We start from the raw sequence: 19536 nt of genomic DNA on the forward strand, positions 1-19536 counted from the left end.
GAATGTAACACGTTCCACATCCAGCGGCACCAGGAGATCGCCATGACCACCACCGAGCTTCCGCCCCAACGCCGTTCGACTGCGTCCGCGCTCGGACCCGACTCGCTGACGTGGCACCGGTTCGGCGACTGGCGAACGGCGCTGCTCATTTCGTGGTCGGGCACGTTGCAGGTGATGCACCCCGTCATCGATACCGCCCTCGTGCAGCACTCGACGGTCTTCGACAACGAACTCGCCCGGCTCGCCCGTTCCGCTGGGCCGATCATCCGGGCGCTCTACGATCCGACGGGCGCGGAGGCCCAGACGATCCGCGACATGCACAAGGACATCAAGGGCACCACCGACGACGGACGGCGGTACCACGCGCTGAACCCGGGTCCGTATTTCTGGGCGCACGCCACGTTCCTCGGCACCCAGTACGTGGTCGCCGACTACTTCGGTGAACCGCTCACCACCGGCGAGAAGGAACAGCTGTATCAGGAATCGAAGCAGTGGTACGCGCTCTACGGGGTGTCGGCCACCCACTTGCCCGAGACGTACGCCGATTTCGTGGACTACTGGGACGAGATGGTCGGCACCGTTCTGGAGAAGACCGAGACGGTGCGCAGGTCGCGGCTTCTGAGTGGGCTGCCGACGCCACGTCCCGACGATCGCATCCCCGAGGTCGTGTGGCGTCTCGTCGGTCCCGCGTTCGGACGGTTACTCGTCTGGATCGCCCGGGGAACGCTGCCGCCCGTCGCCCGCGACAAGCTCGGCTGGGAGTGGTCCGCCGCCGACGAGCGCAGGCTCCGCCGATTCGGAGCAGCCGTGCGATTCGGTTTCCGGATCGTGCCCGAGCGGTGGCGGCTGACTCCCATCGCCCGAAGGGCGTGCGACGGAACGGCATCAGGGTCTCGGGCCACCCGGGTCTGCTGACAGTTCCGTGACCCAGGCCGCGATCTGAGCCCGGGATGAGAATCCGAGTTTCGCGAGGACGTGCTCGACGTGTCCCTGCGCGGTGCGCTGAGAGATCACGAGTCGGGCGGCGATCGCCTTGTTGGTCAGGCCCTGCGCGACCAGGTCGGCGACCTGGCGTTCGCGCTTGGTCAGTGCCGCCGCGGGATCGCCGCGCCGCGGCGCTGCCGGGAGACGTTCGCCCAGGGCATACGCGGCGGCGGCGGTGAAGCCCAGCGCCTCGCCCTCACGGGACGCAGTCTCGAACGCCCGCGCACCGAGCGAGCGCCGCGTGACGAGCTCGCACTCCTTGTGGGATTCGGTCAGGTCGGGGATCTGGACGATGGACGTGCCCACCCTCCGTCGAAGCATCTCGGCCGCCGCAAGCAGGACGGCGGCGCGGTGGAAATCGTTCTCGCGGGACGAGATCCAGGCAAGGATCTCGAGGCACCAGGTGGCTCCGAACGGATCGTCGACCACGCGGGCCAGCTCGAGTCCCTTGCGCAGCAGCTGCACCGCGCGATCACGGTCGCCACCCTCCCGCCACATCACCAGCCCGAGGGTCAGGGACGAGCGGCCCAGGTACACCGATTCCCCGTGTGATTCGGTAATCCGGATCGCCTCGTCGAGACAGCGGGTGGCGGCCTCGGCGTGCCCGAGGATCTCGTGAGCCAATCCGAGCGCATGCAGCGCCGTGACGTGCGCCAGGAGGTTGCGCTCGCCGCGTAACACCTCGAGAGCCTCGGTGAACGAGCTGACGGCGTGCTCCGGGTTGCCGCCGTGCAGTGCGTGTGCTCCGTCGGCTTGAAGCATCAGTGCGCGATCGAATGCACTGCCCCGGGTCTCGGCGAGAACACGCCCCTCGTCGATCAGTTCGGCTGCCCGCTCCAGGTCTTCGTGCCTGCTGGCGAGGACACTGGCCGAATGCAACGCCTTGACTCGGAGTGCGGTGTCGTGTTCTCCCTCCTGCGCCAGCGCGCGGTCGAGCCAGCGGCGTCCCTCGCGGAGCAGCCCACGCGAAACCCAGAACGGATACAGCGCGGTCGCGATCTCCAGCCCCGCGTCGGCCGAGTCGGCGGCCGTGGACAGGCCGTACTCCATCGCTTCGCGCAGGTTGGGTTGTTCCCGCTCGAGCCGGGCGAGCCAGGCGACCTGCCGGGGGCCGATCCATTCGGATTCGGCCTGGCGGGCGAATTGCCGGTACCAGCTGTGATGCCGCCGCCGGAGGTCCGGGAGAGTGCCGTCCTGTTCGAGCTTCTCCCGGCCGTACTCGCGCAGCGTTTCGAGCATCCGGAACCGCACCACCGCCCCCGAGCCCTCGCGGATGAGGATCGACTTGTCCACGAGCGACGCGACGAGATCGATCAGATCGGCCGGTTCGGTGTCGTACATGGACACCTCCTCGGCGGCGTCCAGCTCGAAGCTGCCTGCGAAGACCGACAGCCGCGACCACAGCTGCTGCTCGGCGGGGAGGCACAGGTCGTAGCTCCAGTCGATGCTCCACCGCAGCGTCTGCTGCCGGCTCGGTGCACTCCGGCTTCCGCGGGTCAGCAGCTCGTACCGGTTGGTCAATCGCTCCAGGATCTGTTCCGGCGACATCGAGCGCAGTCTCGCCGCCGCCAATTCGATGGCCAGGGGCAGTCCGTCGAGCCGGATGCAGATTTGGGCGACGGTGGCGGCGTTGTCCTCGGTGATCTCGAAGCCGGGTACCGCCGTGGCGGCCCGTTCGGCGAACAGCGTCACCGCGTCGTACCCGGGCAGGCTCTTCAGCGACGGCTCCTTGTCCGAATCCGGAAGTGTCAGTGGGCGAACGCGCAGGGCGGCTTCTCCCGCGACGTCCAATGTTTCGCGGCTGGTTGCGAGAATCCGCAGGCCGGGGCAGGTGCGCAGCACGGTCTCCGTCAGGTCTGCCGCCGCATCCACCACCTGCTCGCAGTTGTCGAGGACCAGCAGCATGTCGCGCGGCTCCAGGAACTCCACGAGGGTCTGCAGCGGTCTCGGTGACCGCTGCCGCAATCCGAGCCCGGCCGCCACGACTTCTCCCAGCAACGATCCGTCGCGCAGTTCGCCCAATTCGACCAGCCGGACCCCGTCGTCGAATGCCTTCCGGATGTTGGTCGCGACGCGCAGTGCCAGTCGGGTCTTGCCGACACCGCCGATTCCGGTCAACGTGACCAGCCGTGACGCCGAGAGCAGTTTCTTGGCCTCGGCGAGCTCTTTTCGCCGGCCGACGAAACTCGTCAGGTCCAGGGGAAGGCTTCCGTCGGTAGGCGATCCCGAGGAACCGGTGGATCGTCCTGTCGGCGGTCGTGCGGGGCGATCCGGAGGTCGGTCCGCGTCGGGGTCCGGGCCCAACGCCATCGCGTCGACGGGGACACCGCGGCGAAATTGGATGTCCTGCAGCGTTTCACCCAGTACCTCCGCGGACGGGCGCTCGTGCGCGTCTCGCGACATGGCCTGTTCCAGCATGGCGGCTACGTCGGCTTCGATTCCGGACTCACGCAGATCCGGCGCCGGGTGCGTGGTGATCCGCAGGAACTGCGCCACCACCTGTTCACCGCTCCTGCGCTCGAATGCCGCGTGCCCGGTCAGCGCGGCGAACAGTGTCGCCCCGAGGCCGTACACGTCCGAGGACGGACTCGGGGAGTCGCCCTCGAGGACCTCCGGGGCGGTGAACGCGGGTGATCCGGTGATTGTTCCGGTGGCGGTCTGGAATCCGCCGGTGATGTGCGCGATGCCGAAGTCCGTCAGCGCCGGTTCGTCGTAGTCGGTGAGCAGGATGTTGCTGGGTTTGACGTCGCGGTGCACGATGCCGAACCGGTGCGCCGTCTCGAGCGCGCCGGCGATCTTCACGCCCAGCCGCAACGTCTCGGTGACGGTGAGCGGGCCTTGCCGGCGAATCAGGGTGTCGAGGGAGTCCTGCGGATGGTAGGGCATCACCAGGAACGGCCGCCCGCTCGGCGTGACGCCGACCTCGAGCACACTTACGACGTTCGGGTGCCCGGTCAGCCTGCCCATCGCCCGCTGCTCACGGAGGAACCTGGCCCGGCTCTCGTCGTCGAGGTCGCCGCTGAGAACCTTCACCGCCACCGCGCGGTCCAGAGCGGACTGGGTGCAGCGGTACACCACGCCGAAGCCCCCACGCCCGATCTCCCGGGCATCGTCGAACCCGGCCGCGCGCAGTTCATCTGTCGTCGCGGTGTCGGTATCGCGCTGTGTGCGGAGCGGATCGCCGTCGGTTGCCACCGTGCTATCCGCCCCTGTGCCGCCCCGGGAACCGTGGTGTCATCCGCCTACCTCTCGACGACCCTTCCCAGAGTATCGCCGCCACTCGGGCCGCGGGACCGAGACGATCCGGAATTCGGTCACGCGGCCGTCGAGCAGGCGACTGGCGGTGGGTCCGGCGCCGCCTAACGGCGGATCGAACCCCCGTCGACGACGAGCGTCTGCCCGGTGACGAAGGAGGAGTCGGGGGAGAGGAAGAAGCGGGTCGGGCCGATGAAGTCCTCGACCGTCGCGGGGCGTTTGATCGCTCGCGTGTTGATGTTGGCTTCTTCACCTGCGGCGATCGACGTCGAGAGTGGGGTTAGCACCAAACCGGGGGCGATCACGTTGACCGTGATGTTCCTGGCTCCGAGTTCCGCGGCGAGGCTGCGGGCAAAGCCGATGACGCCGGCCTTGGAGGCCGCGTACGCCGCTGCGCTCGCCGGGGCCTTGAAGACCGTCCCGGACGAGAACAGGACGATTCTGCCGCCGTCCGCGACGATGTCGGCGACGCCCTGGACGAAATTGAGTGTTCCGTGAAGGTTGACCAGGAGCACCCGTTCCCACTCGGACTTCGGCATCTCCATGAAGGGGCCGAATGCGCCGATGCCCGCGCAGTGGACGATGCCGTCGATCGTGGCCCGGCCCTTCTCGGTCAGGGTCTTGCGGACCGTGTCGACCGCATCGTCGGTGGTGATGTCGCCCTGGAGGTACGTCACGCCGGGGGCAGGCGTTTCCGGCAGATCCCGATCGACGACGGTGATGTCCCACTCGCCGGCCAGATCGCCCGCCAACCCGGCGCCGATTCCGGACGATCCGCCGGTGAGAACGAGCGAACCCACGGTGGATGCTGCCGCGGCTGTGCCGCCCGGGGTCGGCATCAGTTCGTACCGCCGGTGCAGCTGTCGAGGAACTCGCCGATCACGGCCCACGTCTCCCGCGGGTGGGTGATGTTCGGGCAGTGCCGGTACGGCAGGACCATGGCGCGGGAATTCTGGAGTTCGGCCTGGAGGTGTTTGCTCCACCCGGCCTCGAGTAGCACGTCCTCGGAGCACTCCAGGAGCAGCACGGGGGTCTGAACGCCGGCAAGTGTGGCGGGGTAGGGATCGGCGGGGCGCTCCTTGCGCAACGCCTCGGGTACCGGCAGATGCGGAGCGCTCATGCACCCGAAGTGACCGGGCGCGACGGCCCACCTGTACCGGGCGTCCACCTGTTCGGCCCTGCCGGAGAAGTCGTCACACAGCAGGTCGACGAACGCCTCGATACCGGCAACCGAACCGTCGAAGTCGCGCAGTTTGCCCATGTCCGGTGCTTTCCAGGGGCCGCCGGTGCCACTGAGTGTGGTGACGGAGGCGATCCGGGATCGGTAGTCACCGTCGGCGAGCGCCCGCAGACCCACCGATCCACCGAACGAATTTCCGACCAGGTGCACCGGGCCGTCGATGCCGAGGTGGTCGAGCAACGCGAAGACGTGCCGGATCCGGAAAGCGAACGGTGAGACGTCCAGGCGAACGGACTTGGCGGATCCGCCGTAGCCGAGGAAGTCCGGGGCGATGACCCGGTACTTCTCTGCGGCCAGGGGCAGGACCTGCCCCCAGGTCACGTCGGCGCTGCCGCCCCAGGCGCCGTCGTGCAGGAACACGACGGGGACGCCGTCTTCCGGACCGCCTGTCAGGTAGCGGGTTTCGAGGTTGGCGACAATTGCCGTCGTCTCGGTGATCAAAATAGCCTCCGGTGAAATGAACGGTACGGATGATGACGTCGTGCGGGTCAGTGGATGTCGTAGTCCTCGTCGTGCACGGCGCTGGTGCGCTCGAAGTACTGCCGGGCCGGGAGTGGCCACATGATGGTGGACCGCCCGGCGGCATTCTGATACCAGCTGTGGGTCTTCGACCAGCCCCAGGTGCGCTTGGCGCTCTCCTTGGTGACCTCGTCGGTGTACTCGGTGAACACGTCCGGTCGCAGGGCCATCGAACGGTGGCCACCCTTCGCCAGCATCTGGACCGCGCTGATGATGTACGCGGCCTGGCACTCGAGGAAGAACACCAGGTTTCCGTGGATGACGGTGTTGGTGTTGGGGCCGTACATACAGAAGAAGTTGGGGTAGCCGGGCAGCGTGATGCCGAGGTAGGCGCTGGCGTCGATGCCCCACGTTTGATGCAGGTCCTGTCCGCCGATGCCCGTCACCGTCATGGGGACGAGGAATTCCGAAGCCTTGAAACCGGTTCCGAACAGAATGATGTCGGCGGGGACGTGCTCGTCGCCGATCCAGACACCGTCCTTGTCGATCCGTTGCACGGCCTGGCTCACCAGGCGGACGTTGTCCCGCTTGAGGGTGGCAACCCACGTGCCGTCGTCGCAGATGATCCTCTTCGCCGCGGGCGGGTAGTCGGGCATGATCTGCTCGAGCAGATCGAGTCGGTCGCCGGCCTGCTCGGTGAGGTAGTCGGTCAGCTCGACACGAAGGGCCTCGTTGGCCGCGGACACCGAGACCTCGGTCGGCGGAAAGTCCGGATCCACCGTTGCGGCCGGGAGGTTGCCGATGAGGCGGGGAAGGAAAATGGAGAAGCGGTAGTAGGCGCGGTAGTGCTTCAGATTCGTGAGGAGCCAGCGTTCGCCCGGGTCGATCTCCTGCCGGAGCACCGGCGTCGACCGCAACCAGGGAGCACTCCTCTGGAAGATCGTGACGTGCTCCGCTTCCTTCGCGACCGCCGGTGCGAATTGCAGTGCGCTGGCGCCGGTTCCGATCACGACGACGCGTTTGCCGGCGAAATCGATGCTGTGGTCCCATTGCGCGGAATGCATGACCGGGCCGGTGAAAGTGTCGAGGCCGTCGACGGCGGGGATCATCGGCCGGTTCAGTTGTCCCACAGCGCTGACGACGATCTGAGCTTCGGCTGAGCCGACGACGCCGTCGGACGTGCGGGTGTCGATCGTCCAGGTGCTGGTGCTCTCGTCCCACCGGGTCGCGGTCACCTCGGTGCCGAACGAAATATGCTCCAGGAGGCCGTTCTTCGCCGCGAAGTTGTACAGGTACTCGTGGATGGCCTGCTGGCGGCCGAAGTGCGTGACCCAGTCGTGCGGAACGAACGAGTACGTGTAGATGTGGCTGCGGACGTCGGTCCGGCAATCCGGGTAGCTGTTCTCGTACCACGTGCCACCGACATTCGTGCTCTTCTCTAGGATCGTGAAGGGCACACCCGCTTGCTTCAGTCGGAGTCCGGCCAGGAGACCGGAGAATCCGGCGCCGATGACCACGGCGCTCAGGCCGCTGTCGGGGGCGATCTCGTCGAGACTCCACTCCGGCCCGCGAGGATCGCTGTCGTCTGGTGTGAAGGCCACCGCGGCCAGAGCCTGGGCGTCCTCGATGTTGTCGTCCATCAACCAGGTGCACATCGACTCACGCAGGAAATCGTCCGGCAGCGCAGCCCAGTCCCGCTGAGAGGCGAGATACGGTGCGAGGCGCTTCAGGCAGAAGGCTCTGATCTCCGCGTCGGTCTCGGGTGCGAGTCCACTGGCAGGCAACGTCGCCCGGTCGGGCTTCCATTCCGTACGCAGTACGCCGGCGTCACCCGTGACGTGGGCCGTCAACATCAGGAGCGCGGGTGTGAGGGCCGAATCGAGGTGTGCGCGAAGCTCATCCTCTGTCATCGCGCGATCGAGCGTGAAATCCATGTCGTCTCCGTAGCAGTATGTGGAACCAGTGTGCACGTGGGCCGAGTGGCTACCAGCAGTCGAGGCCCTCGAGGAAAGGTCGCACCGTGGCGGCGACTTCGCGGGGGTTGTCGAAGGCGGCGAGGTGCCCGCCCTCGGCGAAACGCAGTTCGGCGCCCGGGATGGACGCGGCGAGTTGTTCGATCACCGCACGAGGGGTGCTTCGGTCGTCGTCGCCGCCGACCACGAGGGTCGGGGGCGGTGAATCGGTGTGAAACGCGCCGACCTCGGTCATGGCGTCGAAATAGGCGCCGATGGTGTTGCCGCCGGCGCTCCGGAACTGTCCGCGAGCTTTCCGAACCAACGGGTCTGCCTCGTTTCGCGATGCGTCGCCGAACCAGCGATGCATGGTCATCTCCTCGGCTTGCTCGAGGCCGTTCGGGGCACGAACCTCGGCCGCGCGGGCCGAAGTTCCGCGAATGGCCTCCTCATCATAGGCGCCCCGGGTGGCCATCAGGATCTGCGCGTCGACCCGGTTCGGGAAGCTGCCCGACACCGCCTGAGCGACCATGCCGCCCAAGGAAATTCCCAGCACCACGGAACTCTCGACGTTCTCGGCGTCCCACATCGCGGCAACGTCCCCGACAATGAGACCGAGAGTGATGGCAGATCCTCCGCGCGCAGTCATGCCGTGCCCGCGGAAATCCGGCGCGAGCAGACGGTAGTCGTCGCCGAGAGCCTCGGCCAAAGGCGCATACCAGGATCCGTCCAATGCCAGGGAGTGCAGGCACGTGATCAGGCGTGGCCCCAGGCCGAATTGCTGATAGGCAATGGTGGCGCCATCGGCGGTAGTCGCAGTCTGCAGAGTTTCAGTCATTCTGGTTTTCTTCCATCATCCGCTGTTCGGCGAGATCGACTTCGGCCCGGAGCCGGGAGGACATATCGTGGAAATAGGATTTGAAGAGATCGGAGGACCTGCGCATCTCCTGATGCCGCGGCCGCTCGAGTTCGATTTTCATGTCGACCACCATGCGGCCCGGCCTGCTGGCCATCAGGATGACGCGGTCGCTGAGCAGGATGGCCTCTTCGAGGTCGTGGGTGACGAAGATGACCGTCGGTCGCTCGGCCTCCCACAATCGGAGGAACTCCTCCTGCTGGATCGCGCGGGTCTGGGCGTCCAACGCTGCGAACGGCTCGTCCATCAGGAGGACCCCGGGGCTCTGGACCAGGGTGCGGGCGATCGCAACGCGCTGGCGCATGCCCTGCGAGAGGTGGAGAACATCCGAGTCGGCGAACTCGTGCAGACGAACGCGACGAAGCCATTCCTCGGCGCGCTCGCGTCGTTCCGCCTTGGGGACGCCCCGGACCTCCATGCCGAGTTCGACGTTGCTGCGGACCCGTCGCCACGGTAGGAGCGCATCACGCGCAAAGAGGAAAGCGGCGTCATTGCTGCCGGGCCTCACCTCCGCTCCGTCGATGCGAACGGTTCCACTGCGCGGCTTCAGGAGGTTGCCGACCATGCCGAGCGCCGTGGTCTTCCCGCAGCCGGACGGACCGACGATGCTGACGAACTCGGACGGCTCGATGCGGAGGTTGAAGTCGTCCAGCACGCGCACCGGTCGATTGCCGTGGAGGAACGCGTGGCGGACATTTTCGAACTCGACGGAGACCCCCTTGGCGGTAGTGGGCCTCGTCGTAGTTTCAGCTGGACCAGTCACAAGATTCTCACTCTCACTGTTTGACCGTAGGGATGAATCGGACACCGTCAATCCGATGATGTGTGTGCGGGGCCGACCGATCGCTGCCTCCCGTGCCGGACGATCTGCTGAATCGGCACAAAAATCCGCGGTGGATCCGGACTGCACGACCCTGTGGTGAATATCACCCTATCGGCCCATGAATCGTTGAACACGTCGGCGACGGTGTCAAGGAAAAGAGGCCCGCGCGGGGGCTATCGCCTTGATAGCGATTCAGTCATTGTCCACGGCCCCGAATGGCACGACGCTAACTCGAACGCACCTTGCCGGGAACGGCTCCCAGTGCGTCACAAGCTGCCCACACAGGGTGCGAATCACGAGGAGGACGTCAGGTGACCAGAGAAGCCGCCACCATCAACAAGGTCGGTCAGACCACTTTCGACTTCACGGACCAGGTCGTCATAGTGACGGGCGCTTCCGGAGGCATCGGGTCGGCGCTCGCCGACAAGTTCGCGGAAGCGGGAGCAGATCTGATCCTGCACGGGCGCAACGCCGAAACGCTCCAGGCGAGAGTCGAGAGTGTCGAAGCGCTCGGACGGAAGGCCGCCCTCGTCGCCGGCAACATCCGCGAGCCGAAGACTGCCGAAGATCTCGTCCGGACCGCCCTCGAACGGTTCGGTCGGATCGACGTCCTGATCAACAATGCCGGCGGCAACTTCGCATCGCGCCTCGAGGACCTGTCGGTCAATGCCTGGAACGCGACGATCGACACCAACCTCAGCGGGGCCTTCCACGCTGCCCGCGCATGCCTGCCGGTCTTCGAACGTCAGGGCGGCGGAAACGTCATCAACGTCGGATCCGGATCGGCCAACCACGCACACCCGCTCCGCGGCGCCTACGCGGCAGCCAAGGCGGGGCTCGCCTCGCTGACGAAGACGATGGCCTGGGAATGGGCGGATCGCGGCATCCGAGTCAACTGCGTCGAACCCGGCGCCACCCTGACACCCGCGTCTCGTTTCGCATCTCCCGAGACCGAGCAGAAGTTCGGTCGCTACCTCGCACTCGGACGCGTCGGAAGGCCTGAAGAGGTCGCCGATGCGTGCCTCTACCTGTGCTCCGACGCCGCAAGCTTCATCACGGGAACCGTCCTGCAGGTGACGGGCGGCCCCCACACCTCCTCGGCCGCCGACGTCGAACTCGTCCGAGGACCGCTCGATGCCTGACCTGCACAGCTGTCCAGAAGACTCGAAGGGAAGGTCCCGCCATGGAATCCATCACTGAAGCGCCCCGCACGATCGCGTCGATCGGCGGAGTCGCGAACAACGACGAACCGGCGGACATCGACAACACGATCCTCGTGGAGCGGCGTCGCGCGCGGCGCAACGAAAAGATCCTCGTCTGGTCGCTTCGGGTGGGTGCACTCGCACTCTTCGTCGCCGTCTGGGCCTATGTCTCCGGAAACATGATCGTCGACCCGATGATGATCTCCGCCCCTCTCGATGTCGCGCGCGCGTTCATCGCCCAGCTGAGCGACGGCGTCTTCTGGACCGACGTCACGGCGACGTTCAGCGGGGCGATGGTCGGGCTGGTGACCGGTGCGATCGCCGGCATCCTCGCGGGCGTCGTCTTCGCCCGCGTCCAGGTGCTCCACACCGCGGCCTCACCGTTCCTGACCTTGATGAACAGCCTTCCGCGTCCCGCGCTGGCACCGATCTTCATCCTCTGGTTCGGCCTGGGTTTCGGACCGAAGGCCCTCGTCGCCTTCAGCGTCGTGTTCTTCGTCCTGATGACCAGCACGATGGGTGCGATGAAGAGCATCGACCACGACATCGCTCAGCTGACCAAGTCGCTGGGCATGACGCGGACCCAGCGCTTCTTCAAGATCGAGATTCCCGCGGCTCTGCCGGCCATCGTCGGCGGCCTGAGGCTCGGCGCGGTCTACTCGGTGCTCGGCGCCGTCGTGTCGGAAATGGTCGGCGCCTACACCGGCCTGGGGCAGCGCCTCGTCGTCGTCACCAACAATTTCCAGGTTGCGGAAACCTTCGCGATCCTGATCGCCATGGGATTGCTGTCCATGGTCCTGGACGTCTCGATCTCCGGTCTGCAGAAACTGGTCACCAAGTGGACGAGATAGGTCGGTGAAGATCTCCGCTCACCTGCCGCGGGATACACCACGGGGACAACGATTCCCGTCGAGGACGGCTCCCTCTCGCGGGACTCGACGGGACTCCACGACCTGTTGAACCGACCGACCCGCGTCGGTCGGTTCGAGGTTTCGTGGCGATCGCCGCGAACAGCCCGACGCTGAGTTCGGAGAGCCCCCGGCGAGCTGTAATGTGGGCCACGTCGCATAGCAGCACCGAGGGAGACCGATGAGATTCGAGCAGTTGCGATATCTGGAAGCAGCGCTTCGGACCGGATCGTTCCGTCAAGCCGCCAAGGAACTCGACATCTCCCAGCCGACGATCACCAACCAGGTGCAGCGGCTCGAGGAGGACCTCGGCGTCGTGCTCGTGGTTCGTGGTGCCAAGGGGGTTCGGCCGACGTATGCGGCCGAACGGATCCTGCCGCACGTGGTCGCCGCCGTTCAGGCCGAACACCTGATGCGCGAGGAGGCCAGCGCCATCGGTGGCCTGAAACTCGGCACGGTCCGCCTGGGCACGGTGCCCGCGGGATCGCAGACGATCCTTCCCGGGGTGGTCAAGCGCCTGTTGAGCGACTTTCCCAATGTGCGTTTCGAGGTGGAGGAAGGTCCATCGCGAATGGTGAGCCGCGGCGTCCTCAGCGGCCATTTCGACGTGGGTCTGGTGACGCGTCTGGCCGGCATCGATCTGATTCCGGCAGAGCAGGCCCTGCTGCACCACGTCGACCTGATCTCCGGCCGGCTGGTGCTGGCGGTCCCGGAGAACCATCGCCTCGCCACCAAGGACGGCTTCGAGGCCTCCGACCTGGAGGGCGAGCCGCTGATCTTCCCGGCGGAGACCAGCATTCTCCGTACCGCCTTCGAGCAGCTACTCGACGGGATCGAGGCCAGGATCGTCTACGCCACCAACAACGCCGAAGCATCGCAGAACATGGTGCGCGCCGGCGTCGGGATCTGCATGGCCAACACACTTCTCAGCTCGACGGTGAGCGGCAACGGCGTCGCGCTCGTGCCCCTTCCTTTCGAGTGGGCGCATGCCCGCATCTCCGCGATCGTCAGAAACGACGAAGCGCGGACGTCTGCGGTGCAGGCATTTTTGGGCCTGTTGCGGGAATCTGCCAAGAACTTCTGACAGCGCCGTCGACCGGGACGCCGACTCGTCGGCGACGGCCCGATAGCGCACCCGTATCACCCCGCCAACGCTGCGGACCTTCCCAAGCCCTGTGCGGCTGACCACACTGAATACGTGCCGAGCGAGCGAGATCGCCGCCGGATCCGACGTTCAGTGAGGAACTTCAGGTGTCAGTCGATACAGCACAGCCATGCACCCGGGACGCAGTCGCCGAACTCATTTCCGTTGCACGGGAACGAGAATCGGCGATGTTCACAGAGGCGGAAGGTAAATCCCTGCTCTCCGCTCTCGGGATCGACACCCCCCGGGGCATCGAAATTGCTGTCGGCCAGTCGATTTCCGACGACCTTCGCGAGCCGTTGGTCGTCAAGGCCATCTCGTCCACGCTCGTCCACAAGTCCGACGCCGGCGGCGTGCGGGTGGGGGTGCGCCGCGACGAGATCGACGAGGTCGCTGCACGGATGGGCGAGCAACTGGCCGCCGCCGGGCACTGCTTGGAGGGCCTGCTCGTCGAGGAAATGGTGCCGTCCGGTCACGAAGTGATCGTCGGAGCGGTTCGGGCCCCGGGGCTGGGCTGGACCGTCATGGTGGGCCTCGGCGGCGTCTTGGTCGAGGTCTTCGAGGACGTTGCGTTCGGTCTCACACCGCTCGCGAACGACCAGATTCTCGACATGCTGCACGAACTGCGCGGCATGAAGGTGCTCGACGGAGCCCGCGGCGGCGAGAAGGCAGACATTCCGGCGTTGGTGACGCTGATCTCGCGGCTCGCCGGGCCGAACGGTCTGCTGCAGTCGCTGCCGGACGACGTGATCGAGATCGACCTGAACCCGGTCATCGTTTCCGGAACACGGGCAGTGGCCGTGGACGCGCGCTTCGTCGTCGGTCCGGTGGAAGACGCCGGACCCGCACCCGGGGACCGTGGTGACGACCGGGCCACGGATTTCACGCCGCTGTTCCATCCGCGCAGGATCGCCGTCCTCGGCGCGAGCGGTCAGCGGCCGAATCTCGCCAACCGGTTCATCCGGAACATTCTGAGCGGCGGCTTCGACGGCACCATCGTGCCGATCCACCCGACCGCGGACAGCATCGAAGGACTTCCCACGGCGCGGTCGCTGGCCGAGGTCGATCAACCGATCGACTACGCGTTCGTGGCGCTGCCCGCGAGCCGTGTCAGCGAGGCGCTGAGCCGAGGCGCCGGTCGAGTTCGGTTCGCCCAGGTGATCTCCAGTGGATTCGGTGAGGTCGAGGAAGGAAAGGATCTCGAGGAGACCCTGGTCCAGACCGTCCGCGACGCGGGCATTCGGCTGATCGGCCCGAACTGCCTGGGCACGCACGCCTCGGCCGGTCGGCTCTCGTTCGTGCCCGAAGCCCCCCTGACGCCCGGAACGACGGCCGTCGTCTCGCAGAGCGGAGGGCTGAGTGTCGACATCCTGCGCGTCGGATCGTTGCGCGGGATCGACTTTCACAGCGTGGTCAGCATCGGGAACGGCGCCGACGTCACCGCCGCCGAGCTCGTCGAATCCGCCCTGCGGAACGACGAGGTCCGGGTCATCGGCCTGTACCTCGAGTCGCTCGCCGCGGCACGCGAGGTCCTCGACGTGCTTGCCCGGGCCGAAATACGCAAGCCGGTAGTGCTTCTCGCCGGTGGCCGAACCAGCGAAGGCTCGCGGGCGGCGACCAGCCACACCGGCGCCCTCGCGGGAAATCACCGGCTGTGGCCCGCGATCGCGCGGCAGGCCGGAATGACCCTCGTCGATTCGCTCGAGGACTTCGCCACGGCCCTCCATGCCCTGTCCACACTCGACCTCACCGTCAAGCCGAACGGTCGCGATGCCGTTCTGTTCGGCAACGGCGGCGGAGCGAGTGTCCTCGGCGCCGACGCACTCGGGCGGCAGGGACTGGCCACACCGCCGCTCGCCGATTCCGTAGTCGAGGAACTGGACGGCCTGGGCCTGCCGCCGGGCAACGGACTGCGCAACCCGATCGACGTGCCCGCGGGGACGCTCGCCGTCAAGAACGGTGCGATCGCGAAGGACGTTCTCGCGGTGGTGCTCGCCGGTAGCGAGCCGGCAGTGCTGATCTCCCACCTCAACGTGGGCATCATCCAGCGCAACCTCGGTGAAACCCACGGCGACGTGACCGGCACCGTCATCGACTCGATCGCCGGTGCCCGCGACGAGGCCGCGTCGAACACCCACCAGCTTCTCGTGCTCAAGACGGACGGCAGCGCCGAGACGGAGGCATTGATCAAGACGTACGCGCACCGCGCCCGCACCCGCGGAATCCCGGTCTTCCCGGCCTTCGAGGACGCGGCCCTCGCCGCACGGGCGGTTCTCGAGCAGGGACAGCGGACATACCAGGCGTCACGCGACGCAGACGGAAGGTAGTAGAGATGTCACAGGACACAGTGATGGCTGAACCCACGCTCAGCCGCGAGCAGGAGCACGAAGAACGCCGCGCAGCCGCGCTGGCGATGGGTGGCCCGAAGAAGCTGGAACAGCGGCGCGCCGAGGGCAAACTCAACGCCCGCGAGCGGATCGCGTTGATGCTCGACCCCGGAACCTTCCGGGAGAGCGGGTTGTTCACGACCTCGGCCGTCGACGCCGATCGCGACAAGACACCCGCGGACGGCAAGGTGACCGGAACCGGCGAGGTCGACGGCAGGCGCGCAGCCGTCATCGCCTACGACTTCACCGTCAAGGGGTCGTCGAGCAGTCCGGTGAGCAACAAGAAGATGTCCCATTTCAAGGAACTCGTCGTCCAGGTCGGGATGCCGCTGGTCTACCTGTCCGAATCCACCGGGGTCCGGATGCCGGACGCGATGGGCGGGACCGGAATGGGCGCCGCCAACAGCAAGAAGCGGTTCCTCCGCCAGCGCGAAAGCCCCTGGGCATCAGCAGCATTCGGATACTGCTTCGGATCCGCGGCCTGGCACACCGTGTCCGCCGACTTCGCGGTCTTCCGCAAGGGGAGTGTCCTGGCGGTGTCGAGCCCCGGGCTGGTCAGCCGCGCCACCGGTCAGCAGGTCGACGCCCAGGAACTCGGAGGCTGGAAGGTCCACGCCGAGGTCACCGGCTACGCCGATGCCGTCGCCGACACCGACGAGGAAGCGATCGAACTGATCCGCCGGTTCCTCTCGTACCTGCCTTCGCACAACGGTGAGACACCGCCGGTCGCGCCGGTCCCGAGCGGATCGGGTGAGCGTGCCGCCGAACTCAACGACATCGTTCCCCAGACCCGCACCCAGACCTACGACGTACGCAAGGTGATCGAGATCGTCGCCGACACCGGTTCGGTGTTCCCGATCAAGGCACGCTACGGCAAGAGCCTGGACACCTCGCTGGTCCGGATCGGCGGACAGAGCGTCGGCATCATCGCCAACAACCCGATGTTCAAGGGCGGGGCGCTCGACGGTCCGGCGTGTGACAAGGCGACCAGCTTCCTGGTGCTCTGCGACTCCTACAACATTCCCGTCGTGTTCCTCGTCGATCAGCCGGGATTCCTGATCGGGCTGGAAGCCGAGCGGAACAAGATCGCCGGCAAGGTCATCAACTGGATGAACGCCTTGTCCCTGGTGACCGTGCCGAAGATCGCTGTCACGCTTCGCAAGAACTACGGCCAGGCCTACATCAACATGGGCGGCGGACTGACCGCCGACACGACGGCAGGCTGGTGGTCCACGGAGGTGAGCTTCATGGATCCCACGTCCGCGGTGTCGGTCGTCCACGGGGTCGACGCGGAATCCGACCCCGAGCTCTACGCGCAGCGGCTCGCCGAGATGGCCAAGGGGACTACCGCGTACGACGTGGCACGCGTCTTCGGCGTCGAACAGGTCATCGACCCCGCCGAGACCCGCGACTTCATCCTCGGCGCACTGAAAGACCACTACCGAGCCCGGACCAACGGCATCGGCGAGCACCTGCTGCGCGCCTGGCCCACGAGTTACTGAGGACGACGTGATGAACTCATTTCCAGATTGCCTGCTGGTCGCGAATCGCGGCGAGATCGCCCGGCGGATCATCTCGACCGCCAACAAGCTCGGTGTCCGCACCGTCGCGGTCTACCACAAGGTCGATGCGGACCTGCCCTACATCGGTGAGGCCGACCACGCCGTTCAGCTCGAGGGCGACACACCGGTGCAGGCGTACCTCGACGGTGCCCAGATCGTCCGAATCGCACAGCAAGCCGGTGCGACGGCCGTGCATCCGGGCTACGGATTCCTGGCCGAGAACGCCGACTTCGCCCGACTGGTGGCCCAGTCCGGACTGACGTGGGTCGGCCCGAGCGCCGAGGTCATCGAAGTGATGGGTGACAAGGTCGAGTCGCGCCGGGTCGTGGCTGCTGCCGGTGTGCCGATCAGCGGCGACGTCGGCGCAGCGCTCGAGACGGGCGACGAAGCCGTCGCCGAGGCCGGGCGTCTCGGATACCCGGTGATGGTCAAGGCATCCGCAGGCGGCGGCGGAATCGGCATGGCCGTCGCGCACGACGAAGACGGCCTGCGCAAGGCGTTCGAGAACACCAAGTCGATGGCGGCCCGGAGCTTCGGTTCCGATCGGGTTTTCGTCGAACGGTATGTGTCGTCCGCGCGGCACGTCGAGATCCAGATCCTGGGTCTGGAGGACGGTTCGATCGTCACTCTGGGAGAACGGGATTGCTCGACGCAACGACGTCACCAGAAGCTGATCGAGGAGAGCCCGGCCCCGCACCTGGATCCGGCCCTGCGAGAGCGCCTCGTCGAGAGTTCGATCGCGGCCGCCCGGGCCGTGGGCTATCGGAACGCGGGCACGGTGGAATTCCTGCTCGACGCCGTCAGCGGTGACTTCGTGTTCCTCGAGATGAACACCCGTATCCAGGTCGAGCACCCGATCACCGAACTGACCCACGGTGTCGATCTGGTCGAGCAGCAGCTGAGCATCGCGCAGTCGGGCACCACCACCCCGGGCTTCGCCCCCGTCCCGCGCGGTCATGCGATCGAATTGAGGATCTGCGCGGAAGACCCCAAACGGTTCTTCCCGCGCCCGGGGCCGATCGACGTGTGGCAGGAGCCGACGGGGCCCGGTATCCGGGTCGACGCGGGCTATACGGCCGGCACCGAGGTGACGCCGCACTTCGACTCGCTGCTGGCCAAGGTCTGCGCGTTCGGCGCGACCCGTGAGGAGGCGCACGCCCGCGCCCTCGCGGCCTGCAGGGAGTTCGTGATCGAGGGGCTCGTCACCAACAAGCCCTTCCTCGAAGACGTGCTCGGCTCGGAAGAGTTCACGAGCGGGCGTTACGACACCGGTGTGGTCGAGAAGATCCAGCAGAGACAAAAGAACTTGGCCAGAAGGAGTGCGTGAGATGTCAGAGACGATTCAGTCGGATATGGGTGCCAACGTGTGGAAGATCCTCGTCGCACCGGGTGACCGGGTGGAGGAGGAGTCGACGTTGATGATCCTCGAAGCCATGAAGATGGAGATCCCGATCCTCGCCGAAGATGCAGGCACGGTCGTGGCAGTCCACGTCGCCGAGGGCGACAGTGTCGCTTCCGGTCAGCCCCTCGTCGAATTCGAGACGGCATGAGCACATCGATTCCCCGTCGCATGAAGTCCTGGTCGGTCACCCAGCTCGGCGAGCCGATCGACGTCGTGCACCTCGTCGAAGGTGATGTTCCCGAACCCGGTGCCGGGCAGGTCCTCGTGCGGGTCCTGGCGGGCGCGGCCAACTTCCCGGACGTGCTCATGTGCCGGGGCAAGTACCAGGTGCGCCCCGACCTGGCCTTCACCCCCGGACGTGAAGTCTGCGGCGAGGTCGTCGCGGTCGGGCCGGACGTCGTGCGGGCCGCGGTCGGCGACCGGGTGCTGGGCCTGACCACCCTTCCCTACGGCGGATTCGCCGAGTACGCCCTGATGGACCAGAGCACGACCCATCAGGCGCCTGCGTCACTCGACGACGCGCAGGCCTCCTGCCTGTTCATCGGGTATCAGACCGGCTGGTTCGGGCTTCATCGGCTCGCCAGGATTCAGGAGGGGGAAACCCTCCTGGTTCACGCGGCCGCAGGCGGTGTCGGCAGCGCGGCCATCCAGCTCGGCAAGGCCGCGGGTGCCCGGGTCGTCGGTGTCGTGGGCGGCGAGGAGAAGGCCGCCTACGCCAGGCAACTCGGTGCCGATGTCGTCGTCGACCGCAGGCAGGAGGACTTCGTCGGGGTCGTCAAGGAATTCACCGACGGCAGAGGCGCCGACGTCATCTACGACCCGGTGGGCGGCGACGTCTACCAGCGTTCGACGAAATGCATTGCGTTCGAGGGGCGGATTCTCGTCGTCGGCTTCGCGGGCGGCGAGATCCAGACCGCGGCGCTCAACCACGCGCTGGTCAAGAACTACGCGATCCTGGGCATTCACTGGGGGCTCTACAACACGAAGAATCCCGGCGCGGTCGATCGATGCCACCAGGAACTGTGCGCGTTGGCGGACTCCGGAGCCATCGATCCCTTCGTCAGCCAGCGGGTCTCGATGGACGGGGTGCCTGCGGCCCTGCAGAGCCTGGGGGACGGAAAGACCGTCGGCCGAGTGGTGATGGAGCACAACGGGATCGGCCGCTAGCCAGTTTGTGGAAACCGGGGGCAGCACATCGTCAGGCCACCAGGCATGCACTAATCACTAGGAGTACGAATGTTTGGGTCGAAGCAAGGTGACTCGCCCTTCGGAGAACTGCGGGCACTGGACAGCAACATCTCG

At 66.6% G+C, this 19536-nt stretch carries 15 protein-coding genes; 9 read left to right on the forward strand and 6 right to left on the reverse strand.

The features are described 5' to 3' along the window. Nucleotides 1-42 precede the first annotated feature (42 nt). Nucleotides 43-915 carry an oxygenase MpaB family protein gene (locus MLGJGCBP_RS29835; protein WP_160100101.1) on the forward strand — a complete coding sequence of 291 codons (873 nt, stop codon included), beginning with the start codon at nucleotides 43-45 and terminating at the stop codon, nucleotides 913-915. Here MLGJGCBP_RS29835 and MLGJGCBP_RS29840 read toward each other — a convergent pair. From MLGJGCBP_RS29840 to MLGJGCBP_RS29865, 6 genes are all read right to left on the reverse strand, one after another. Continuing rightward, nucleotides 886-4179 carry a protein kinase domain-containing protein gene (locus tag MLGJGCBP_RS29840; protein ID WP_160100103.1) on the reverse strand — a complete coding sequence of 1098 codons (3294 nt, stop codon included), beginning with the start codon at nucleotides 4177-4179 and terminating at the stop codon, nucleotides 886-888. The genes MLGJGCBP_RS29835 and MLGJGCBP_RS29840 overlap by 30 nt on opposite strands. Before the next feature lie 164 nt (nucleotides 4180-4343). Then, on the reverse strand, nucleotides 4344-5078 hold the full coding sequence (locus MLGJGCBP_RS29845) for an SDR family NAD(P)-dependent oxidoreductase (RefSeq protein ID WP_160100105.1): 735 nt from the start codon (nucleotides 5076-5078) through the stop codon (nucleotides 4344-4346). Then, a complete protein-coding gene (locus MLGJGCBP_RS29850) occupies nucleotides 5078-5920 on the reverse strand; it encodes an alpha/beta fold hydrolase (protein ID WP_160100107.1) in 843 nt (280 codons plus the stop codon). Before MLGJGCBP_RS29850 ends, MLGJGCBP_RS29845 begins: the two co-directional genes overlap by 1 nt. A 47-nt stretch (nucleotides 5921-5967) precedes the next feature. Continuing rightward, nucleotides 5968-7872: a flavin-containing monooxygenase gene (locus tag MLGJGCBP_RS29855; protein ID WP_160100109.1), complete on the reverse strand. Its 1905-nt coding sequence runs from the start codon at nucleotides 7870-7872 to the stop codon at nucleotides 5968-5970. A 49-nt stretch (nucleotides 7873-7921) separates the two neighbouring features. Continuing rightward, nucleotides 7922-8728, reverse strand: a complete 807-nt coding sequence (locus MLGJGCBP_RS29860) for an alpha/beta fold hydrolase (protein WP_160100111.1) — start codon at nucleotides 8726-8728, stop codon at nucleotides 7922-7924. Further along, nucleotides 8721-9614 (reverse strand): ABC transporter ATP-binding protein, encoded by an 894-nt coding sequence (locus MLGJGCBP_RS29865; protein ID WP_236581461.1) that lies wholly within the window; start codon nucleotides 9612-9614, stop codon nucleotides 8721-8723. Before MLGJGCBP_RS29865 ends, MLGJGCBP_RS29860 begins: the two co-directional genes overlap by 8 nt. A 326-nt stretch (nucleotides 9615-9940) precedes the next feature. On the opposite strand from MLGJGCBP_RS29865, the gene MLGJGCBP_RS29870 reads away from it, so the two are divergent. The 8 genes from MLGJGCBP_RS29870 to MLGJGCBP_RS29905 all read left to right on the forward strand — a co-directional run bounded on the left by MLGJGCBP_RS29870 (nucleotide 9941) and on the right by MLGJGCBP_RS29905 (nucleotide 19401). Beyond that, a complete protein-coding gene (locus MLGJGCBP_RS29870; protein ID WP_160100115.1) occupies nucleotides 9941-10771 on the forward strand; it encodes an SDR family NAD(P)-dependent oxidoreductase in 831 nt (276 codons plus the stop codon). A gap of 41 nt (nucleotides 10772-10812) precedes the next feature. Next, a complete protein-coding gene (locus MLGJGCBP_RS29875) occupies nucleotides 10813-11682 on the forward strand; it encodes an ABC transporter permease (protein ID WP_087560445.1) in 870 nt (289 codons plus the stop codon). 238 nt (nucleotides 11683-11920) lie between these two features. Continuing rightward, nucleotides 11921-12823: a LysR family transcriptional regulator gene (locus MLGJGCBP_RS29880; RefSeq protein WP_087560444.1), complete on the forward strand. Its 903-nt coding sequence runs from the start codon at nucleotides 11921-11923 to the stop codon at nucleotides 12821-12823. Nucleotides 12824-12990: 167 nt separating this feature from the next. After that, nucleotides 12991-15210 (forward strand): acetate--CoA ligase family protein, encoded by a 2220-nt coding sequence (locus tag MLGJGCBP_RS29885; RefSeq protein WP_268960783.1) that lies wholly within the window; start codon nucleotides 12991-12993, stop codon nucleotides 15208-15210. Nucleotides 15211-15233: 23 nt separating this feature from the next. Next, the gene (locus MLGJGCBP_RS29890) at nucleotides 15234-16772 is read left to right on the forward strand and encodes an acyl-CoA carboxylase subunit beta (RefSeq protein ID WP_087560442.1); all 1539 of its coding nucleotides are present in this window, start codon (nucleotides 15234-15236) and stop codon (nucleotides 16770-16772) included. Between the two features lie 10 nt (nucleotides 16773-16782). After that, nucleotides 16783-18159, forward strand: coding sequence for an acetyl-CoA carboxylase biotin carboxylase subunit (locus tag MLGJGCBP_RS29895; protein WP_160100119.1), 1377 nt, complete (start codon nucleotides 16783-16785; stop codon nucleotides 18157-18159). A 1-nt stretch (nucleotide 18160) separates the two neighbouring features. After that, nucleotides 18161-18382, forward strand: a complete 222-nt coding sequence (locus MLGJGCBP_RS29900; RefSeq protein ID WP_124391633.1) for a biotin/lipoyl-binding carrier protein — start codon at nucleotides 18161-18163, stop codon at nucleotides 18380-18382. A gap of 20 nt (nucleotides 18383-18402) precedes the next feature. Next, the gene (locus tag MLGJGCBP_RS29905; RefSeq protein WP_160100209.1) at nucleotides 18403-19401 is read left to right on the forward strand and encodes an NADPH:quinone oxidoreductase family protein; all 999 of its coding nucleotides are present in this window, start codon (nucleotides 18403-18405) and stop codon (nucleotides 19399-19401) included. The last annotated feature ends 135 nt before the right edge of the window (nucleotides 19402-19536 follow it).

This window comes from Rhodococcus sp. T7, assembly GCF_009872365.1.
Taxonomy (GTDB): Bacteria; Actinomycetota; Actinomycetes; order Mycobacteriales; family Mycobacteriaceae; genus Rhodococcus_F.

What these genes read in the sequence shown, in the direction of transcription:
- MLGJGCBP_RS29835 (WP_160100101.1), top strand. Translation starts at nt 43, where the DNA reads ATGACCACCACCGAGCTTCCGCCCCAACGCCGTTCGACTGCGTCCGCG.
- MLGJGCBP_RS29845 (WP_160100105.1), bottom strand. Translation starts at nt 5,078, where the DNA reads ATGCCGACCCCGGGCGGCACAGCCGCGGCAGCATCCACCGTGGGTTCG.
- MLGJGCBP_RS29855 (WP_160100109.1), bottom strand. Translation starts at nt 7,872, where the DNA reads ATGGATTTCACGCTCGATCGCGCGATGACAGAGGATGAGCTTCGCGCA.
- MLGJGCBP_RS29860 (WP_160100111.1), bottom strand. Translation starts at nt 8,728, where the DNA reads ATGACTGAAACTCTGCAGACTGCGACTACCGCCGATGGCGCCACCATT.
- MLGJGCBP_RS29875 (WP_087560445.1), top strand. Translation starts at nt 10,813, where the DNA reads ATGGAATCCATCACTGAAGCGCCCCGCACGATCGCGTCGATCGGCGGA.
- MLGJGCBP_RS29880 (WP_087560444.1), top strand. Translation starts at nt 11,921, where the DNA reads ATGAGATTCGAGCAGTTGCGATATCTGGAAGCAGCGCTTCGGACCGGA.
- MLGJGCBP_RS29890 (WP_087560442.1), top strand. Translation starts at nt 15,234, where the DNA reads ATGGCTGAACCCACGCTCAGCCGCGAGCAGGAGCACGAAGAACGCCGC.
- MLGJGCBP_RS29895 (WP_160100119.1), top strand. Translation starts at nt 16,783, where the DNA reads ATGAACTCATTTCCAGATTGCCTGCTGGTCGCGAATCGCGGCGAGATC.
- MLGJGCBP_RS29900 (WP_124391633.1), top strand. Translation starts at nt 18,161, where the DNA reads ATGTCAGAGACGATTCAGTCGGATATGGGTGCCAACGTGTGGAAGATC.
- MLGJGCBP_RS29905 (WP_160100209.1), top strand. Translation starts at nt 18,403, where the DNA reads ATGAAGTCCTGGTCGGTCACCCAGCTCGGCGAGCCGATCGACGTCGTG.